Origin of the sequence: Streptomyces sp. NPDC101152 (genome assembly GCF_044768275.1) — a bacterium.
GTDB lineage: Bacteria > Actinomycetota > Actinomycetes > Streptomycetales > Streptomycetaceae > Streptomyces.
Genome location: NZ_JBIWPO010000059.1, coordinates 21441 through 39205 on the forward strand (window position 1 = coordinate 21441; position 17765 = coordinate 39205).

The 17765-nt window shown below is 69.5% G+C and carries 14 protein-coding genes and 5 pseudogenes; 7 read left to right on the plus strand and 12 right to left on the minus strand.

Annotated features, from left to right (window positions below; translation table 11 throughout):
• Nucleotides 1–11: 11 nt before the first annotated feature.
• Nucleotides 12–470: a DUF2690 domain-containing protein gene (locus ACIRVK_RS39645; protein WP_404256027.1), complete on the minus strand. Its 459-nt coding sequence runs from the start codon at nucleotides 468–470 to the stop codon at nucleotides 12–14.
• A gap of 1237 nt (nucleotides 471–1707) precedes the next feature.
• On the opposite strand from ACIRVK_RS39645, the gene ACIRVK_RS39650 reads away from it, so the two are divergent.
• Nucleotides 1708–1887 (plus strand): transposase, encoded by a 180-nt coding sequence (locus ACIRVK_RS39650; RefSeq protein ID WP_404256055.1) that lies wholly within the window; start codon nucleotides 1708–1710, stop codon nucleotides 1885–1887.
• 80 nt (nucleotides 1888–1967) lie between these two features.
• Here ACIRVK_RS39650 and ACIRVK_RS39655 read toward each other — a convergent pair whose 3' ends face one another.
• Together ACIRVK_RS39655 and ACIRVK_RS39660 are read right to left on the minus strand one after the other, a co-directional pair.
• Nucleotides 1968–3074, minus strand: a complete 1107-nt coding sequence (locus ACIRVK_RS39655) for a sugar ABC transporter substrate-binding protein (RefSeq protein WP_404256029.1) — start codon at nucleotides 3072–3074, stop codon at nucleotides 1968–1970.
• A gap of 283 nt (nucleotides 3075–3357) precedes the next feature.
• Nucleotides 3358–3819: pseudogene (locus tag ACIRVK_RS39660) on the minus strand (RNA-guided endonuclease TnpB family protein); the annotation flags it as partial.
• On the opposite strand from ACIRVK_RS39660, the gene ACIRVK_RS39665 reads away from it, so the two are divergent.
• Entirely contained in the window at nucleotides 3749–3934 is a 186-nt protein-coding gene (locus ACIRVK_RS39665; RefSeq protein ID WP_404256057.1) for a transposase, read from the plus strand. The pseudogene ACIRVK_RS39660 and the gene ACIRVK_RS39665 sit on opposite strands and share 71 nt — an antisense overlap.
• A 98-nt stretch (nucleotides 3935–4032) precedes the next feature.
• Here the strand turns inward: ACIRVK_RS39665 and ACIRVK_RS39670 are convergent, their stop codons facing one another.
• The 5 genes from ACIRVK_RS39670 to ACIRVK_RS39690 form a co-directional block, all read right to left on the minus strand.
• On the minus strand, nucleotides 4033–5193 hold the full coding sequence (locus tag ACIRVK_RS39670; protein ID WP_404256031.1) for a substrate-binding domain-containing protein: 1161 nt from the start codon (nucleotides 5191–5193) through the stop codon (nucleotides 4033–4035).
• Nucleotides 5194–5249: 56 nt separating this feature from the next.
• Complete coding sequence (locus ACIRVK_RS39675) at nucleotides 5250–6356, minus strand: ABC transporter permease (protein ID WP_404256033.1); 1107 nt, start codon at nucleotides 6354–6356, stop codon at nucleotides 5250–5252.
• Entirely contained in the window at nucleotides 6353–7900 is a 1548-nt protein-coding gene (locus tag ACIRVK_RS39680) for a sugar ABC transporter ATP-binding protein (protein WP_404256035.1), read from the minus strand. Before ACIRVK_RS39680 ends, ACIRVK_RS39675 begins: the two co-directional genes overlap by 4 nt.
• 136 nt (nucleotides 7901–8036) lie before the next feature.
• On the minus strand, nucleotides 8037–10865 hold the full coding sequence (locus tag ACIRVK_RS39685; protein ID WP_404256037.1) for a SpoIIE family protein phosphatase: 2829 nt from the start codon (nucleotides 10863–10865) through the stop codon (nucleotides 8037–8039).
• Nucleotides 10866–10989: 124 nt separating this feature from the next.
• Nucleotides 10990–11958 carry a cyclase family protein gene (locus ACIRVK_RS39690; RefSeq protein ID WP_404256039.1) on the minus strand — a complete coding sequence of 323 codons (969 nt, stop codon included), beginning with the start codon at nucleotides 11956–11958 and terminating at the stop codon, nucleotides 10990–10992.
• 811 nt (nucleotides 11959–12769) lie between these two features.
• On the opposite strand from ACIRVK_RS39690, the pseudogene ACIRVK_RS39695 reads away from it, so the two are divergent.
• Nucleotides 12770–13024: pseudogene (locus ACIRVK_RS39695) on the plus strand (NAD-dependent DNA ligase LigA); the annotation flags it as partial.
• Between the two features lie 42 nt (nucleotides 13025–13066).
• On the opposite strand, the gene ACIRVK_RS39700 reads toward ACIRVK_RS39695, so the two are convergent.
• Nucleotides 13067–13324, minus strand: a complete 258-nt coding sequence (locus ACIRVK_RS39700; RefSeq protein WP_404256041.1) for a hypothetical protein — start codon at nucleotides 13322–13324, stop codon at nucleotides 13067–13069.
• Nucleotides 13325–13466: 142 nt separating this feature from the next.
• Here ACIRVK_RS39700 and ACIRVK_RS39705 point away from each other — a divergent pair.
• Both ACIRVK_RS39705 and ACIRVK_RS39710 read left to right on the plus strand, forming a co-directional pair.
• Nucleotides 13467–13654, plus strand: a pseudogene (locus tag ACIRVK_RS39705) (transposase); the annotation flags it as partial.
• A 229-nt stretch (nucleotides 13655–13883) separates the two neighbouring features.
• A complete protein-coding gene (locus ACIRVK_RS39710) occupies nucleotides 13884–14543 on the plus strand; it encodes a hypothetical protein (RefSeq protein ID WP_404256043.1) in 660 nt (219 codons plus the stop codon).
• On the opposite strand, the gene ACIRVK_RS39715 is transcribed toward ACIRVK_RS39710, so the two are convergent.
• The gene (locus ACIRVK_RS39715; RefSeq protein WP_404256045.1) at nucleotides 14490–14837 is read right to left on the minus strand and encodes a transposase; all 348 of its coding nucleotides are present in this window, start codon (nucleotides 14835–14837) and stop codon (nucleotides 14490–14492) included. The two genes, ACIRVK_RS39710 and ACIRVK_RS39715, sit on opposite strands and share 54 nt — an antisense overlap.
• Nucleotides 14825–15121, minus strand: a pseudogene (locus ACIRVK_RS39720) (IS1182 family transposase); the annotation flags it as partial. The pseudogene ACIRVK_RS39720 and the gene ACIRVK_RS39715, both read right to left, overlap by 13 nt.
• Between ACIRVK_RS39720 and ACIRVK_RS39725 the strand changes: the two are divergent.
• Nucleotides 15117–15368 (plus strand): annotated as a pseudogene (locus ACIRVK_RS39725) (phosphatidylglycerol lysyltransferase domain-containing protein); the annotation flags it as partial. The pseudogenes ACIRVK_RS39720 and ACIRVK_RS39725 sit on opposite strands and share 5 nt — an antisense overlap.
• Before the next feature lie 105 nt (nucleotides 15369–15473).
• On the opposite strand, the gene ACIRVK_RS39730 reads toward ACIRVK_RS39725, so the two are convergent.
• On the minus strand, nucleotides 15474–16439 hold the full coding sequence (locus tag ACIRVK_RS39730; protein ID WP_404256047.1) for an Lrp/AsnC family transcriptional regulator: 966 nt from the start codon (nucleotides 16437–16439) through the stop codon (nucleotides 15474–15476).
• Nucleotides 16440–16553: 114 nt separating this feature from the next.
• On the opposite strand from ACIRVK_RS39730, the gene ACIRVK_RS39735 reads away from it, so the two are divergent.
• Complete coding sequence (locus tag ACIRVK_RS39735; protein ID WP_404256049.1) at nucleotides 16554–17759, plus strand: FAD-dependent monooxygenase; 1206 nt, start codon at nucleotides 16554–16556, stop codon at nucleotides 17757–17759.
• The last annotated feature ends 6 nt before the right edge of the window (nucleotides 17760–17765 follow it).

Sequence of the window (17765 nt, forward strand, 5' to 3'; positions counted from 1 at the left end):
GCTACGAGTGATCAATAGCTTGCTGTGCTCGACGAACCGCCGCCCTGGTCTGTCTCGATATCTCCATAGGCGTAGGAGGTCATGTTCGCGTCGTTGAGCATCGGCGTGTAGCAGGTGTAGTCACCCACGGTTGAACTCCACTGCAGGTTCGATCCCCCACACCACTGCGAAGCACTGTTGGGCGGGTTCCGTCCTACCTCAGCCTCCCCGTTGGGAACCGTGGAGACCACGCGTGCCCAGACCGTACGGCAGGCGGTGCTGTACCGGAGCTGGATCACGCCGACGGCGATGCCGCTGGGGATGAAGATGTTGTTCTGTTCTGCGGTGATGGCCGAGGCTGCGCATCCGGACGCGATGGGGTCTTGGCCATCATAGGTGGCCGCCTGCGCGCTGCCCCCCGTTCCCACGAGAACGGCCGCAGTCAGTGACACGACGGTTCCGCCTATAGATAAGCGCTTGTTGACGTTCATTCAGCTCCCCTGAATCGCGCGGCGTGGCCGCCTCATCCGGCGCAAGCCTTCCAGCTTTGCGCTGTCCCCGACAAGACGTCTGAGCCTGCGGAGAGGCGTGCACTGCTCCGACCACGCCGCTGTAGCTCGACCTCATGGTGGACCTTCATCCCGGTGGTCCCGGTCCCGAACTCGACCCCGGACGTCGCAGAACACTGGGCAAGCCGACGCTGGCAAGCGTGCTGCATCTGCTGGACGAGCTGGCCGCCGCCGACAGCGACAACGCGTCTGCCTCCTCGACCACCGGCACACCGATCGTGGCCCTGTCCAGCGCGCAGCTGCCCATCGACCGCTCCACCGGCCAGCCGCTGCCCGTACGGGTGGAGGCCGACAGCGTATGGCAGCTGAACGACAACGGCCGCATGGACACAGGTCCGCTGCAGGCTGGCTCTGGCCCGTCACTCCGCCGAGAACCGCGAAGACAAGACGTCCTGGAGGGACCGTCCCCGCAGGTGCGGGGAGCAGCCGTGCCCTTCGACGCCCGAAATCCCCCGCAGTGCTCCCCGCATGCGCGGGGATGGTCCCGGCGCCATCATCAACCTCTTCGCCAACGTCAGCCGGACTCGTTGCCGGAGCCGCCCGAATTGTTAACGCTCACAACCTTGCCGCGTCCGTCACCTGACCGTTCCGCTTGCGGGCATGACTATCAATGAACGCCGGAGTCCGGGTCAAGACCTGCTCAGCCTCTTCCTCTTGTGAACGCGAACATGCCTGCCTTCGTGCGGTCACCGTACCTATCAGCCAAGGAGCTGCCGTTGGGCTCCTTCCACAGGGCTCCTACCTTGTGGAGGCACCGGACAGATCCCCACCGGCCACCTCGCCGACCGAACCAACCGCAAACCCCTCATCGTCACCGGCATGTTCGTTCAGTTGGCCGGTTTTCATCCTGTCAGGTGCGGCTTGTTGATCCGCGTCGCTCGTGCCGGACGGTCCGGCTTCTCGTCCGCCAGTCGGCACTGTCTTCACCCGTCGTCGGCCCCAAGCCTCTCTCGGTCCGCGAGGTCATCTCATGGATCATGGCTCATCCCGAACACCTCCGCTACGGGGATGCCGACAAGCTGCACCGCCTGCGTGAGCGCGACCCTGCGCCGGACCGGCTCACTGGCCGCGTCAGGAAGTTCGCCGCCATGATGACCGGACGCCACGTCGACCGCCTTGACGGCTGGATCACCGAAGCCGAACGGGACACCCTGGCCCCCTGGCTTCCTTCGCCCGCAACCTCCGCCGTGATCTCGATGCCGTCCACAACGGTCTGTCCATGCCCTACAGTTCCGGCGCCGTGGAGGGCAACATCAACCAGCTGAAGATGCTGAAACGACAGATGTTCGGCCAGGCTGGCCTCGATTTCCTTCGCAAACGCGTCCTGCTCGCACGTTGAGCCGGACCGTCCGGATCACAAGATCGTCGACAGGACCACGATCCGCGACCAGCAGGTCGCCAACCGGCCGATCTACGGCTCTACTTGAGTCCGATCGCCGCGCATTCCGACTCGTACTTGGCCGTGCAGATGTCGGACAGCTTGTAGAGGCCGTCGGCAATGACCGTGTCCTTGATGTTGTCCTTGGTCAGCGCGACCACGGGGACGAGCTGACTCGGGATGTCCTTGTTGGTGGGGCTGCTGACCTTGCCCTGGGTCAGGGAGTCGAACTCGATGTCCTTCCCCTGGATCTTGGTGATGGCCATCTCCGCGGCGTTCTCCGCCTCTGCCGAGTAGGACTTGTACACGCTCATGTACTGCTCACCGGAGACGATCCGCTGCACTGCGTCGAGTGTGGCGTCCTGGCCGGTGACCGGGGGCAGGCTGGTGACGCCCTGCGCCTTGAGGGCCTTGATGACGCCGCCCGCCATGTCGTCGTCAGCGGCGAGCACGCCGGCGATGTTGTTCTTGCCGATCGCGTTGATCGCGTCCGTCATGTTGGTCTGGGCGAACTGCGGATCCCAGTCCGCGGTGTCGTAGGACTTGGCGATCGTCACGGTGCCCTTGAGCTGGGAGAGCGCACCCTCCTTGAACTGCTTGGCGTTCGGGTCCATGGGCGAGCCGTTGATCATGACGATCTTGGTGGAGATACCGGCGCCCGGGCCCAGCGCCTTCAGCAGTGAGCGAGCCTGTACCTCGCCCACCAGTTCGTTGTCGAAGGAGATGTCGGCGTCGATCGGCCCCTCGGCGAGCCGGTCGTAGGCGATGACCGGGATGCCCGCCGCCTTGGCCTTCTTCACCTCGTAGGCGATGGCGTGCGAGTCGACGGCGTCGAGCAGGATCACGTCGACCTTGTCGTCGATCATCTTCTGCATCTGGGCGTACTGTTTGTCCCCGCTCGCTTCCGCGTTGGCGTACTCGACCTTTCCCTGATGGCGTGTCAGTTCGGCCACTCTATTCTTGATGATGGGGTAGTCGAACCGGTCGTACCGGCTGGTCGACGTGTCCGGCAGCAACAATCCCACGGTCACATCGTCGCCCTTGGTCGGGCTGGTCTTGGCGCTGGTCTCCGACCCGTCGAAAGTCCCGCAGGAAGCCAGCGAGAGAGCCAGTGCGGGTACGGCGACAGCTATGACGGCATGACGCATTCGGGTGCTCACTTCTGGTGCGTTACGGACGAGGGGGCAGCATTGCGCCCCAGATGACTGAAAAGCCAACGCGGATGCAGCCACCGGCGTCAAGCGGAACCACTTAACGAGATGACAAAGCCAAGCTCCGCGGCCCCGGTGGGGACTTGGCGGAAGGCCGCATCGCCTTCTCCGTCACGCCTCGTACGTCTGAGCTTGACTGTCAACTTGACCCGGCCCTACGGGCCGGGCTTGGAGGTAGCGCCCAGCTGGCTGCTGGGTTGACTCCTCCGTCCAGCCACCCCTATCGGGTGGCAGGGGCGCGTGACTCACGCCCCGCGTTCCACACGCTCTCGCCACGGGTGGCGATGTTGTGGGAAGCGTTCCGGTCCGCGTGGGCAACGACCCCGCACCCCCGGCAGATGAAGAGTCCCTGGTCGACACGGTTGCGTTTGTCGACGTGGCCGCACTGGGCGCATGCCTGGGACGTGTACCGGGGGTCGACGAAGACCAGGGGCACGCCGGCCCGCTTGGCCTTATAGACGATGAAGTCTGCGAGCTGGGCGAAGGCCCAGGCATGGAGTGCGACCCGTTGGGGCTTGCGGAGCCGTACCCGGTTGCGGATGCCCTTGAGTTCTTCCAGGGACAGGCCGCGTCCGGTGCGTTCAGCCTCGGTCACGATCGTCTTGGAGATGATGTGGTTCTGGTTGGCGGCGTGCCGCGCCTCTTTGCGGGCACGGGCCTTGAGCCGCCGTCGGGCGCTCTTGATGCACGACGTGTGCACCGACCTCGGCGCGAAGCTGCGGGAGTTCAACGGCGAGCGTGATCACGTGCACCTGCTCGTGCACTACCCACCCAAGGGCGCCATTCCCGACTCGTAGGGTCCCCCACTGCCGCGCTTCCCCCGACAGGGCGGACGACCTCGCCCTCCTGCTCACCGAGTACGCCCCGCCACGTTGACCAGTCCCTGCCGCCGCTGTCATCTGCCCCAGATCTTCCGGTACGCCTCCCGGTATCCCACCGGATCCCAGGTCGTGGCGCCGTGGCTGTTGTCGGCCGTGCTGATGTGGACGGGGGCCACATAGCCACTGGCCGGCTGGCCGTGGAAGACGCGGTTGAACTCGTCGACGATCTGCCAGCCCTGCAGGGACAGCGGCTCTGGCACGGTTGCCGCCTGGTACTGCCGGCTGTTGACGCGCTCAAAGGCGGAGGGGTCGCCGTCGCCGGCACCGATGTTGAAGGGCGGGCCGGAACCCTTCTTGCCGGCCGCGCGGAACGCCGGGGCGGCATCGGCGAAGTACAGGTCGTTGATGGCAACGGAGTAGGTCCATCTGCCCTGGAAGCGGGAGAGCAGTGAGGAGACCTCCTGGGGCGTACGGCTGCTCGCGTCCGGGATCGGGATGTTCTCGTACGCCAGCAGCCGTACCCCTGCGCAGGTGGCCAGCTCCTTCCCGATCAGGTCCGACTTGTACTTGGCGAAGGGGATCGAGGCATCGGTGAAGACCACCGTCCCAGCTGTGCCGCCGGAGCTCGAGATGATCCACTGCGCACTGGCTCTGGCCACGTCCTCGACCTTGGTGGTGATGTTCGTGAAGAGCCTGGGGCGCCGGCTGGGGCCGGGGGAAGCGACCGCGTGCCAGCCGACGAGCGGGATGCCTGCCGCGTTCGCACGCGCCACTTGCAGCGAGGTCGAGCCCGGGTCGAAGCCCCCGATGACGATGCCCGCGGGTCTGACGTCCACGGCCTCACTCATCGCCGCCTGGATGCCGGCGGGGGTGCCGCCACCGTCGATCACCCGCACCTGCCAGCCGATGACGCCCGCGGCTTCCCGCACACCGTCCGCGGCGCCCGCGACTCCGGGATTGGTCATGGTCTGGGCGACGTAGACGATGGACTTGCCGGCCACCGCGGTGGGACCGGTGGTCGGTCCATTCCAGGGGATGTCGGTCCGCTCCGCCCGGCTGACGGCGGCCCGGGCCCTGGCCTGGGACGCGGGGCAGCCGCCCGGGCCCGAGGTGGACTGCGCCGGCCCACTCGACGAGCCGCGTTCACAGCCGGCCAGCACGAAGACCGCGACCACCAGGGCGGTAGCAGCGGACCGCGCGTTGCGGACGGTGGGGATGTTGCGGTTGCGGTGCACGGAAGCTCCTTGCGGAGGATGCCGCCCGGTCATTTCGGCGGTGCCGGCGGCGGGGGTCATGGAGGGCTGCCCGGGGCGCCGTCGTCCTGTGGCGCGGCGGACGCGTCGACGGCGGCGACCGCGCCGACGCGCAGGCGGCGACGAGCGGAGTAGCCGGCCAGGCCGACGGCGAGGAGCAGGGTGCCGCCGTAGAACAGCGGGACCGTCCAGAAATCGCCGCCCATCTGGGCGATGCCGGTGAGACCGACGGCGAGGACGGCGACGGCGACGAGGGTGCCCAGGGCGTTGGGGCGGCCGGGTTTGATGGCGGTGGAGCCGAGGAGGGCGCCGACGAACGCGGGCAGCAGGTAGTCGAGGCCGACGCTGGGATTGCCGATCTGCTGCTGGGCCGCGAGCAGCACTCCGGCGAAACCGACGATCAGTCCCGATGCGGTGAAGGCGTAGACGGTGTACTTGCGGGTCGGGATGCCGACCAGGTCGGCGGCGTGCGGGTTCGACCCGACGACGTACAGGTACCTGCCGAGCGGCAGGCGCTCCAGAACCAGCCAGAGGGCGAGCGTGAGCGCAAGTACGTAGAAGGCGGGAGCCGGCAGGCCGAGGAACGTCGAGTCGTAGATGTCGGTGAAGGCGGCCGGAAGGCCTTGCTGGCCGGGAACGATCCGGCCGCCGCCGGTGACCCATCCGGTCACCGCGTACATCATGCTGCCGGTCCCGAGCGTGGCGATGAACGAGTCGATCCGTCCGAATTCGACGACGGCACCGTTGAGGACGCCCACGACACCCCCTCCGGCGATCACCGTGAGGCAGGCGAGCGGCCAGGGCCACCCCTCGCCCACGACGAGCTGCATCACCATGACGTGCGCCAGGCCGAGACCGTAGCCGATGGAGAGGTCGAACGCCCCGGTCACGATGGGGACCATCGCGGCGAGTGCCAGGACGGCAGGGATCGACTGGTTGGACAGGATCGAGTCGACGGTGTCCCGGGTGGGAAAGGTGCGCGGGAGAGCGAGGGAGAAGACCAGGAAAAGCAGGGCGGTGAGGGCCAGGAGGCCGTAGGCGCCGATGAGTTGCCCGCTCCGGCCGTGCGGTCGGGCGGATCGCCTCGGTGGGCCCGAGCGACGCGGCTGGGGCGGGGGCGCGGACGGAGAGGGGGAGCCGGTCACGGGTTCGCCGCGGGTTTGGCGAAGGGCAGGGCCGAAGCCGCCCGGGTGAGCCCGGTGACCGTGAGGGCCGGACCGGTCAGCTCGGCCGTCACGGATCCGCGGACGAAGACCAGGGCGCGCCGACACACGCCGACGACCTCCTCGAAATCGCTGGAGACGAGCAGGACGGCGAGGCCGGACGCGAGCGCCTCGTCGAGCAGCCGGTGGATGGCGGCTTTGGCACCGATGTCCACGCTCGCCGTCGGTTCCTCGAGGATCAGCAGACGCAGGCCCAGCCACAGCCACCGGCCGATCACGACCTTCTGCTGGTTCCCCCCGGACAGGGTGGCGATGGCGGCCTCGCTGTCGTCGGGACGGACCGACAACCGCTCGATCAGCGTGCCCGCCTCGGCGCGTTCGCGTCGCGGGCTGATCCAGTGCAGCGCCGACAGGCCTTCTGCCCGGGGGTTGGCCAGGAGGTTCTCCCGCACGGTCAGCTGGGCGAGGCAACCCTCCCGCTGTCTGTCACCGGGCACGAGGGCGACGCCGCGTCCGACGGCGTCCGCGACCGTACGGGGACGGTACGGGCGACCGCCGAGAAGGGCCCGTCCGCCGAGGAGAGGCCGGGCGCCCGCGAGGGCTCGGGCGAGGCCCGTGTGGCCGGCGCCCGTGAGGCCGACCAGGCCCAGGACTTCCCCGCGCCCGAGCTCCAGACTGACCGGTCCCGCATCGGGGGTGCGCACCCCGTCCAGGGTCAGGACGGCCGGGCCGCCGGCCGGCGTGGTGAAGGGGCGGTGGCCGGCCGGTTCCTCGCCGGTGATGTCGCGCACCAGGCGGGCAGGACTGTGGCTCGCCAGTGGTCCGTGACTGACCAGGTGTCCGTCGCGCAGCACGGCGAAGGTGTCGGCGACCTCGTACACCTCGTCCAGGCGGTGGGTGACGTAGAGGATGCCGTGCCCGCGGTCGCGCAGGGTGTGCAGGACGCGGAACAGCCGGGCGCAGTCCGCGGCGGGCAGGCGGGCGGTCGGCTCGTCGAGGACGATGAGTGCCGCCCGTGCAGCCAGGGCTCGTGCGACGACGACGAGCGAACGCTCGGCCGGATCGAGGCGGGCGATCGGCGCGTCGGGGTCGAGGTGTCCGGCGACGACCCGCAGGGCCTCGATGCAGTGTTCTCGGGTGCGCCGCCAGGAGATCAGACCGGCGCGGAGCGGATACCCGGTGCTCAGAGCGATGTTCTCGGCCACCGTCATCCACTCCACCAGGCCGAGATCCTGGTGGATGAAGGACATCTGCCGGGCGGCGGCGTGACTTCCCAGGGGGTGCCCGGCCACGGTGACCTGCCCCGAGTCGGCGTGATGAACGCCGGCGAGCACCTTGATGAGCGTGGACTTCCCGGCTCCGTTGGGACCGAGGAGGGCGAGGACACTGCCGGCGTGGACATCGAGGTCGACCCCGGCGAGCGCGAGGGTTCCCCCGAACCGCTTGGCGAGTGCGCGAACACGGACCAGGGGCTCCGCCCCGAAGGGCGGGACCGCATGCGCAGAGGTGTCGCGGGCCTCGTGCACGGACCTCTCCGGGGGTGGACCTGGCGTGTTCTTCCCGATGTGCATCAGCGATACTAGTCGCACATATCATATGTTTTCCGGCATCTTGCCAGTGTCTGTGACCCCAACGGAGCAGTGGATCGTCGGGGCCTGCGCCTCAGACCCCCTCGAGCCCGCACTCTGCCCAGATGATCTTGCCCTGCTGGGTGTAGCGCGTGCCCCAGTTCCGGGTCAGCTGCGCGACGAGGAACAGGCCGCGGCCGCCCTCGTCGGTGCCGGCCGCCCGGCGCAGGTGCGGGGCGGTGTTGCTGGTGTCGGAGACCTCGCAGATCAGCGTGCGGTCGTGGAGCAGCCGTACCCGGATGGGCCCCGCGCCGTGACGGATGGCGTTCGTGACCAGCTCACTGAGCACCAGTTCGGCGGCGAAGGCGGCCTCCTCGAGTCCCCAGTCGGCCAGTTGCCGGATGGCGAAGGCGCGGACCTCGCTGACCAGGGCCGGGTCCGCGGGCAGGTCCCAGGTGGCGATCCGCCCAGGGTCCAGGGCGTGGGTGCGGGCGACGAGCAGGGCGATGTCGTCGCAGGGGTGGGCGGGGGCCACGGTGTCGAGTACCGCCTCGCAGGTCTCGTCGGGCGTGCCGTCCGCCTGGGCCAGGGTGGCGCTCAACTGGTCGAGGACCACGTCCACGTCGCGGTGACGGTCTTCGATGAGCCCGTCGGTGTAGAGGACGATCTGGCTGTTCTCCGGGAGCTCGATCTCGGCGGCTTCGAACGGCAGACCGCCGAGGCCGAGCGGGGGTCCGGCGGGCAGGTCGGGGAACCACACGGTGCCGTCGGGGCGGGCCAGAGCCGGCGGGGGATGACCGGCGCGGGCCATGGTGCACCGCTGTGTGGTCGGGTCGTAGATGGCGTAGAGACAGGTTGCGCCGATGATGCCCGCGTCCACGGCGCCAGGGTCCTCCCGGTCCAGGCGTCCTACGAGTTTGTCGAGGTGGGTGAGGACATCGTCCGGGGGGAAGTCGAGTTCGGCGAAACTGCGGGCGGCCGTGCGCAACCGCCCCATGGTGGCGGCGGAGAGCATGCCGTGCCCGACGACGTCGCCGACGAAGAGTCCGATGCGGGTGCCGGACAGGGGTATGACGTCGTACCAGTCCCCTCCGACGTCGGATTCGGCGGGCAGGTAGCGATGGGCGACCTCGACTCCATCCTGGTCCGGCACACCCTGCGGGAGAAGACTGCGCTGCAGGGCCAGGACCATGGTTCGTTCACGGGTGTAGCGCCGGGCGTTGTCGATGGACAGCGCGGCACGGGCGGCCAGTTCCTGGGCCAGCGACCGGTCGTCGTCCATGAACGGTGGCGAGCTCTGTGCCCGGTAGAAGCCGGCCACGCCCAGGACGACGCCGCGGGCGACCAGGGGCACCGCGACGAGGGAGTGGACGTGGCTCAGCAGCTCCGCGGAGTGCTCGGGGTCCTGCGCGAACCAGCCCGCGGCAGCCTGCAGGTTCGGTTCCAGCACTGCCTGGCGGCTCGTCAGACACCGGGACTGCGGCGTCGACGGACCGTAGTCGACCCGCTTGCCGACCGGATGGAAGGGACAGTCGTCACGGATGCCGTGGACCACGGTACGGCGCAGGTCACTGCGGGGATCGGCGGACTCCTCGCCGCGCAGCACGGCCTCGGGCAGGTCGACGGTGACGAAATCGGCCAGTTGGGGCACCGCCGACTCGGCGAGTTCCCGGGCGGTTCGGCCCACATCCAGGGTGGTGCCGATGCGGACACCGGCCTCGGACAGCAACTCCAGGCGGCGGCGCGCGGCCAGGGCGTACGTCCCCACGTGCGGCTCCCCCACCATGACGAGTCCTCTCGCCAGCGGCGGGGAGTCGGGGTGCTCGTCCGTCGATCCGTCACCGGTCGCGACACCCTCGACGCCCACGGCGACGGACAGCGGCGCGGGCGGCGCGACGGGAACGCCCCCGGAGAACGGGAGGGGGGTGGCGGCGGCGAGCTCGACAGGCAGACCCAGCGGCTCGTGCTGACGGGGGAGGACGAGGGGCTCTCGCGGTGCGGGACCGGGGAGAACGGCCTCGATGACCATGCCCTCCACTCCGGAGGCACTCGTCACCGGCCGGCTCACGAGCGTGACCCGGCGGCCGTCGGGCAGGGGCACGTCCACACAGGCCCGCTGCCCGCGGGCGATCAGCTCAGCGGCCTTCTCCATGAGGATCGTCCGGTCGCGGGGGCGCGTCTGCAGGGCCAGTTCCGCCACCCCGACGCGGTGCTGAAGACCTGCGGCGGCCTCGGCTCCGCTGTCCAGGTACGCCCGCAGCAGAGCGCGTTCACGCGCGGAGCTCTGCCGCAGCAGCCGGCGCTCGATGGTCTCGGCCGCCTTGCGGATCACGGTGTCCAGCGCCGGGTCCTCGGCGCTGCGCGGATAGCCGAAGCACAGGACGCCCTCTATACGGCCGCTGAGCGGGTCGCGGACGGGAAGCGCACGACAGGCGCTGCCCTGGGAGCGCTCGGCGAAGTGCTCGGCACCGTAGACCCGGATGGGCCGTCGCTCCGCCAGGGCGAGACCGATACCGTTGGTGCCGGCGACCTGCTCGGCGAAGACGAACCCGGGGACGCTCTGGATCGGCGGGAGAGCTCTGGCCAGCGACGCTTCTCCGAACCGGCGCAGCAGTACCGTTCCGCTCGCATCGGCGACGGAGATGTTCATGGCGTTGCCGGCGAAAGTGGCCTGCAGCCGGTCGAGCACCGGAACGGCCGCGCGGACGATCCGTGCGTCCGGTTCGAAGTCCTCCCGGTAGGGAAGGTCGGACTGGTCCGGCGACAGCCCGAGGATCCGGCAGCGCCGCCAGGAATCCAGGATCGACGCACGCACACCCGTCTCGACCGGCTCACCCTGCATGAACCGCTCACGGAAACGGGCGGGCCCCGTGCCACCTGGCGCACGCCCCGTCGGTATCGGATCTCCGCCGGCCCGAACCACGCTCCGCCTCACTCATGCCCTCGACAGTCAGTCATTCCAAAATGTCTGGTATGGGTGAGGATACGAGCATTGGTGGCCCGAGTCACGGTTCGTAAGCCCCTCACCCAGGGCGACCGGACCGGTCTCACAGGACCGCGACCGGGTTGACGGGCGAGCCCGTCCCGCCCGGGATGTTCAGCGGCGCCACCACGAGCAGGAAGTCGTACCGCCCCGCGGCCGCGGCCGCGGCCGACAGCGCTTCCAGGTCGAGGTTGTCCAGCAGCGGCACCCCCATCGCGGCCACCGCCAGGGCGTGGACCGGCGAGTGCACGCCGTCCACGGGCGAGGGCCGTACGTCACTGTCGCCGTCCGCGCCGAGCAGCGAGATGCCCCGCTCGGCCAGCAGCGGCAAGGCGTCCACATGAAAGCCCGCGCTGGCCGTGTCGGGATCCCAGGCGCCGAGTTCCGCGCGGCGACCGACCTGTCCGGAGCGCAGCAGTACCGCGTCGCCGTCACCGATCGTCACCCCGAGCGCCTTCTCCGCCACGGCGATGTCCTCAGCGTGCACCGCCCGACCCGGTTCCAGCCAGCGGATCCCGAGCACGGCGGGCAGGTCGAGGAGCACTCCTGTCGTGACCAATGGCCCGAGGGCCGACACCGCGCCGAAACGGGCGCCTGCGGCATCGACGACCTCGCGTGCCGTGCGGCCGTCGTAGAGTTGCCCCCGGTAGGCGACGTGGCACAGGGCGTCGAGATGGGTGATGCCCTTGCCGTGGTAGTCAGCGGCGATGAAGTCCTTGTGGGTGGAGGGTTCCGGCGCTTCCACGTCACCCAGGTCGGTCATGTGGTGCAGGGCCGGCTTGCGGTTGCCGGGGCCGGGCCGGGTGTTCCACGGCAGCGCCAACGGAACAACCATCCCGGTCCGCACGCGCGCCGCGGCTCGCCGCACGTGGTCCGCGGTGATCCGGTTCCAGGCCCCGCGGTCGGCTGAGGACCAGAGACCCCACGTGCACACCGCGTCGAACAGCGCGTCGAACTCCCGGCGGGAGACTGCGGGCCCGTTGCCGGGGCAGGTCGATGCGGGATTCGCGGCATCCGCGGAACTCGGGCTCATCTGCACTCACCGCTCCCCGTTCGCTCCCGAGCCGCAGTCAGGAGCCCACAAGGAAAGAGACACGCACCTATCGTTGTGCATTATCCCTGTTCGTGTCCGTCAACCTCCGTTGGACAACTGCCACGATACCTCCCAGGCCCGACGAGTCGGCATGGTCCGCCCACATGATCGTGAAGCACAAGGAGACGGCCCGGGGCAGGGACTTTGCGTGCAGTCGATCTGCCCGGTTGACCACGTGACTCCGAGGGCTGTGAGGGGTCGTTTTGGGTCGCGGGCGGTGTGGCGGCAGGCGGCCGCGATGTGGTTGTGGTCGTCCTGACGTGGTCTTCGATGTCATCGGCGCTGGCATCCAAAGGCGCTCGGCGAGAATCATCCGGCCTGGCGGGACTCTGGTGTCGGTGGTCGGGCCTGTGGAGGCTCGCCCCGTCGACGGCTTGGCGGTCGAATTCGTCGTCGAGTCCGTTCCGAGTTAGCTGGTGGAGATCGTCGACCGGGTGCGGGACGGGCGCCTTCGCACGCACATCGGAACCGTCGCGGCCCTCGACGACGCCGTCCCTGCGCGCAACCCGACCGAGCGGCGCAAGGGGAAGACCGTCATTCGCGTGCGCCCCCAAGAAAGCCCAGGTCGCAAAAGATCGACATGTCGGACGCGGCGCGACCCTACAGCCGCTGCGCCCACTCGCGGCCATCACCGAAAGATCACCTCCAGGATGCTACGCGTGCTTGCTCGCGCTGAGAGGGGCGGCTTGGCGCTGCGCTTCCTCAGCCCCGTCTTCTTCGCGGCCGGACTTCCGTCCCGCGGCATCGGGCGATGTCAGTGGTGGCAGGCAGGATGACGGGCATGACCACACCTGCAGCAGTGATCGTGGATGCCGCCGCCTACGCGCAGGCGGTCGAGGACGCGGTGCAGGCGTCGGCCGCCTTCTACTCGTGCGGCACATCCGTTCTGGACGATGACGCCTACGACCGGCTGGTGCGCGGCATCGCCGCGTGGGAGGCCGACCATCCCGACCACGTGCTGCCCGGCTCTCCGACGGGGAAGGTCGCCGGCGACGCGGGCGGCGGTGGCGAAGCCGCGGCGCAGTGAGTGGCCGCTGTAGCGGGCGGTTCAGAGGCCAGCCCGCCGTCCGAGACGGCGGTGAGCCTGGCCCGGACGGCGGCGCGGGCGACGGCGTCGGCGACCGCCTCGCCGGTCAGGCGGCCGGTGGGTACGGATGACGACCTGCAGCCCCTCGTCGACGTCGGTGACATCCGCCGTGTTGAGCGCGGCGAGTTCCGAGCGGCGGGCGGCGGTGGCGAAGCCGAGCAGGATCAGGGCCCGGTCGCGCCGAACGATCGCGGTGTCCGCCGCGCAAGCGGTGGCCATCTTCCGCAGCGGGGTAACTGTCACCGGCGTGGCCTTGCGCGGGCTCTTTCCGGCGGCGCGGTGGCGGCGGATGCCGCGGATGACCAGGTGGGCGGGCAGGGAGTCGGCGGGGGTGTGGCCGGCGCCGCGGTGGCGGGTGCGGATGGCGGAACTCTACGCTCGCGCGGATGCGCTCTTCGAGCTCACCGACGCGGTGCTGTGCGCGGACGGGGTGGTGAAGACCCTGGTCGAGCTGTCGCTGCGATCGAGCACCGGCGCGGGCACAGTGCGCTGTATGCGGCTTTGGACCGCGGCTGGCTGGAGCCGACGCGCCTGCGCCGCACGCTTGCCTGCCGCCGCCGACGGCGGCCGACGACCGGATCGTACCTGTACTCCGGTCCGGACTCCTCAACCGTCCGCTGCATCGTCTTCACGGCCCTGGGCCGCACGTCCCGGAGACCAGGCGCCGGCCGACCCTTACCCCAGTGGCGGCCCCTCGGTGCACCCAGGCCGCCCCCACCCGCGCGGCACCCAGGCCGCCGCCCGGCGCGAGCGGCAGCGCGGTCTGCAGTGATCACCGATGCAGTCCCGTTGTGCACCACTACGACTGGCGCACAACGCGCTCGCCGCAGCCCTGCACAGCGGATTCCAGCGGTTCGACAACCTGGCCCGCATGGTCTTCCTGGACCCGGCCGGGTGCACCTTCTACCAGGATTGGGACAAGGCCGCGAACTCGTGCGTGGCCCAACTGCGCGCGGCCTACGGACACGACCCCGATGCTTCGCGGATCACCGAATTCGTCGACACACTCTGCGCGAAGAGCCCCGAATTCGCCGGACTGTGGGCACAGCACGAGGTGAGGGGCAAGACGCAGCAGGCGAAGAACCGCGCACACCCCGAGGTCGGCGCCCTGGAGATCCAGTTCTCGGCCTTCACCGTTAACGGTGCTCCGCAGCAGCGACTGGTCGTCTACCAGGCCGAGCCGGCCAGTGCCACCGCGGCTGCCCTCGCCGAACTCCACTCCCCCGTCAACCATGAGGAATCGGCACAGGTGGTACCACTCGGAGTGCTGGGGACGGCCCAGCCGAGCGGGCCCTGGCGGCAGCCGGCCTCGCCGCCGTCCTGCACCCACGCCTCTGCCTCCGCGACTCCGTCGGTAAATACGCAAAACGCCCTGATGGCCGGGTCATGTGGCGAGAGCGAGACGGGCAAGGTGGCAGGCGCGGGTCGTGCCGAGTGAGGTGCCGTTCAGCCAGGCGTCGACGCGGATGATGTTGAGGGCGGTGGCGGACAGCACATTGGCAAGATGGGTCTTGTCCTGCCCTCGGTAAGGGGTTCGCCGCAGACGGGTGCGGCGGACGGCCTGGGAGATGGTGCCCTCCACACCGGCGCGAGCGTCGTAGCGTTCTTTCCACGCATCGGTCTGCTGCTCGTCACGTCGTTGTTCCAGGATCCGCTGGTCCTGGGCATCAGGGTGAGACTGCGGCCCCACTTGCCGTTGGCTGCCTTGGTGCAGCGGGCCTTCAGCGGGCACGGACCGCAGTCGGCGAGGGCGAAGTGGACGCGAACAAGCGGAGTGCCGCTGGCCTTGCGCTGCTGGGACCAGCTGATGCTGGTCGCGCCCGGAGGGCAGGTGACGCTCTTGGCTTCCCAGTCCGTGGTGAAAGCGGCCTGAGTCAGGTCCGGAGCCTGTGGGTCGCGTCCGCAGTGGTGGGTGTCCAGCCCGACCGGTCCGATCAGGTCGATGTCGTGGTCCAGGCGGACGGCGAGGACATGGGCGGCGGTGATGTATCCGCTGTCCACCACGTGCTCATTCATGGTCCTTGACCTGACCGAGCACTCCAGGGCCCCCGGGGTGGAGCGCCTGTCGCTGAACTTGGTGCTGCGGCTCTGGAGCTCGGCGCTGCTGTACTTCTCGCACTGGTGACAGTTGGAGTCGCTGTACCGGGCCAATGCCAAGTACCGACAGATCTGGGAGCCGCGCTTCCTGCTGTTCGAGAAGAGCGCCCACCTGGTGCGGATCGCTCTGGCGGGCGCCCGCGCCGAGGGGTTCATCACTCTGCCGGTGCCCACCCGCCCACGTGCGCCCCGCAGTTCCAGGCATATCCGGCTGATCGTGTCGCCGTACTGGCCTACGGGGGTGCACGGCCCGCAGCGGTTTGCCCAGCTGCTACCTCTGGTTCCCGGCCTGCTTGATGGTCTTGATCACCGGTGCCGTTTCGATGTGCGTGATGGCCGGCAGCGCGGCCACTCGGGTGGTCAGGTACCGGTACAGCTCCCGCTGGTTCGCGCACACCACGCTCGCGTACAGGTTGGTCGGCCCGGTCGTGGCGGCGGCGAACGCGACCTGCGGATGCTCGGCCAGCGCCTGACCGGTCTCAGCCAGCTGCGCGGGGGTGACCGAGAGCCAGAGCAGGGTTCGGGTGCCGACGCCGAACAGACTCCAATCGACGTCGATGTCCCAGTACAGCAATCCCCTCTCGCGCAGTTCGCGCATCCGGCGCCGGACCGTGGTCGGTGACCAGCCGGTCAACGCAGCCAACTGCTCGAACCCGGTCCGACCGTCGACGGCCAGTGCGGCGAGCAGCGTCCGGTCGCCGTCGTCGAGCCGTATCAGCCCCGGCCGATGAGGTACCGCAGGCGGGCGCAACCGCTCGATCGCCTCCTCCTCCAGCGGGCCGAGCCTGGCGATGAGGCTGTCCGGGCCGCCGTAGAAGGTGTGCAGGACGGAGTGCGCGGTCACCCCCTCCACGCGGGGCGTGCGGGGGAGCTTGGCCAGCAGCAGCGCCTCGCTGTCGGCTTCGTTCTCGGCGCGGACCGCGCAGGTGATCTCGGTGCCGCCGGAGGTGACGCTCACCCAGGACGTGTCGGGGCGTCTGGCCAGCGCTTCGGCCACCGGGAGCGCCGCGGCGGGCGCGCAGCGCACCCGCAGAAACCACACCACCGCGCCCAGCGCGGTCGGGTCGACCCCGCCGAGTACCCGGACCGCTCCGGTCGACCGCAACCGGGCGTATCGGCGGGCGATGGTGCGATCCGACACGCCGAGCACCCCGGCGATGGTGCTGAACGGGGCGCGGCCGTCGATCTGCAGGGCGTGTACGAGCTGTCGATCCAGCTCGTCGTAGTCGGATTCCACCGACAGCACCCTACTCAGAGTCAGATACCGACGCGATCGGGTCGTTTTCTGGCTCGGCCGGCCCGGCCGGCGGAGTGTTGACCCCGTCCTGATCGACACAAGCAGGGAGCATCCATGGACATCGATGTACTCGTCGTCGGCGCAGGCCCGACCGGAATGATGCTGGCCAACGAACTGCGGCTGGCGGGGGCGTCGACCATGCTGGTCGACAAGCTGCCGCAGCGCAGCCAGTTGTCCAAGGCGGGTGGCGTGCAGTCCCGCACGCAGGAGGCACTCGACCAGCGCGGCCTCCTGGAACCGCTGCTGGCCCTGGGCATGCACCAGGACAGCACCGCTCACTTCGCCGGTATCCCACTGCCACTCACCCGTGGCCGGCACCGCCTGCCGTGGCGGTCCGTGCCGCAGGTGGTGATCGAACGGGTTCTCGCGCAGCACCTTGCCGCACACGGCATCACCGTCAGGTGGGAGCACGCTCTGGTCCGCCTCACCCAAGACGAGAGCGAGGTCACCGCGACCTTCGCCGACGGCTCAAGCGTCCGCTCCCGTTACCTCGCCGCCGCGGACGGCGCCCACAGCACGGTGCGGTCGCTGTTGGGCGCCGAGTTCCCCGGTCGGCCGGGCACGGTGACCGTGGTCGCGGCCGACGTGCGGTTGAGCAGCGACGAGGAGTTGACGACGCACGCGTGGAGTGAGAACGGACACTGGGCGCAGGTGTTCCCGCTCGGCACCGATCCGCAGGGCAGGCCACTGAGCAGACTCGCCCTCGGCGGACCGGGCCGGTCGCTGGACAGGGAGGTCCCGGTCACCGAGGAGGAGATCCGCGACGGTCTGCGCACCGTGTACGGATCGCGGGTGCAACTGCTCGAACTGTGCTACGCCCGCCGCATCACCAACGCGGCCCGGCAGGTCGCGCAGTACCGACACGGCAGGGTGTTCCTGGCGGGCGATGCCGCCCACATCCACCTTCCGATCGGTGCGCAGGGCATGAACACCGGGATGCAGGACGCACTCAATCTCGGATGGAAACTCGGCGCCGCCGTGCGTGGCTGGGCACCGGAGCAGCTGCTGGACACGTATCACACGGAACGGCACCCGGTCGCGGCCGCTGTGCTGCGCAACGTCCAGGCTCAGAGCCTGCTGATGGACTGGGAGGGAACTCGCGAACCGGATCTGCTGGCGGCCAAAGAGCTCTTCGCGGACATGACCCGACTTCGGGACGTTCAGTACCGTCTGTCGGCGTACGGCCTCTGGTCCCCAGTTGCGTACGGGCGAACGTCCCCGGCGGTTAGGCCACTTCGGTCTCTCGCTCGATGGCCTTGAGGCGGT

Excerpts from the sequence above, each read along its gene's own strand:
- ACIRVK_RS39700 (WP_404256041.1), bottom strand. The coding sequence starts at position 13,324 with ATGGCCACCGCTTGCGCGGCGGACACCGCGATCGTTCGGCGCGACCGG.
- ACIRVK_RS39735 (WP_404256049.1), top strand. The coding sequence starts at position 16,554 with ATGGACATCGATGTACTCGTCGTCGGCGCAGGCCCGACCGGAATGATG.
- ACIRVK_RS39645 (WP_404256027.1), bottom strand. The coding sequence starts at position 470 with ATGAACGTCAACAAGCGCTTATCTATAGGCGGAACCGTCGTGTCACTG.
- ACIRVK_RS39655 (WP_404256029.1), bottom strand. The coding sequence starts at position 3,074 with ATGCGTCATGCCGTCATAGCTGTCGCCGTACCCGCACTGGCTCTCTCG.
- ACIRVK_RS39665 (WP_404256057.1), top strand. The coding sequence starts at position 3,749 with ATGTGGTTCTGGTTGGCGGCGTGCCGCGCCTCTTTGCGGGCACGGGCC.
- ACIRVK_RS39710 (WP_404256043.1), top strand. The coding sequence starts at position 13,884 with ATGCAGTCCCGTTGTGCACCACTACGACTGGCGCACAACGCGCTCGCC.
- ACIRVK_RS39690 (WP_404256039.1), bottom strand. The coding sequence starts at position 11,958 with ATGAGCCCGAGTTCCGCGGATGCCGCGAATCCCGCATCGACCTGCCCC.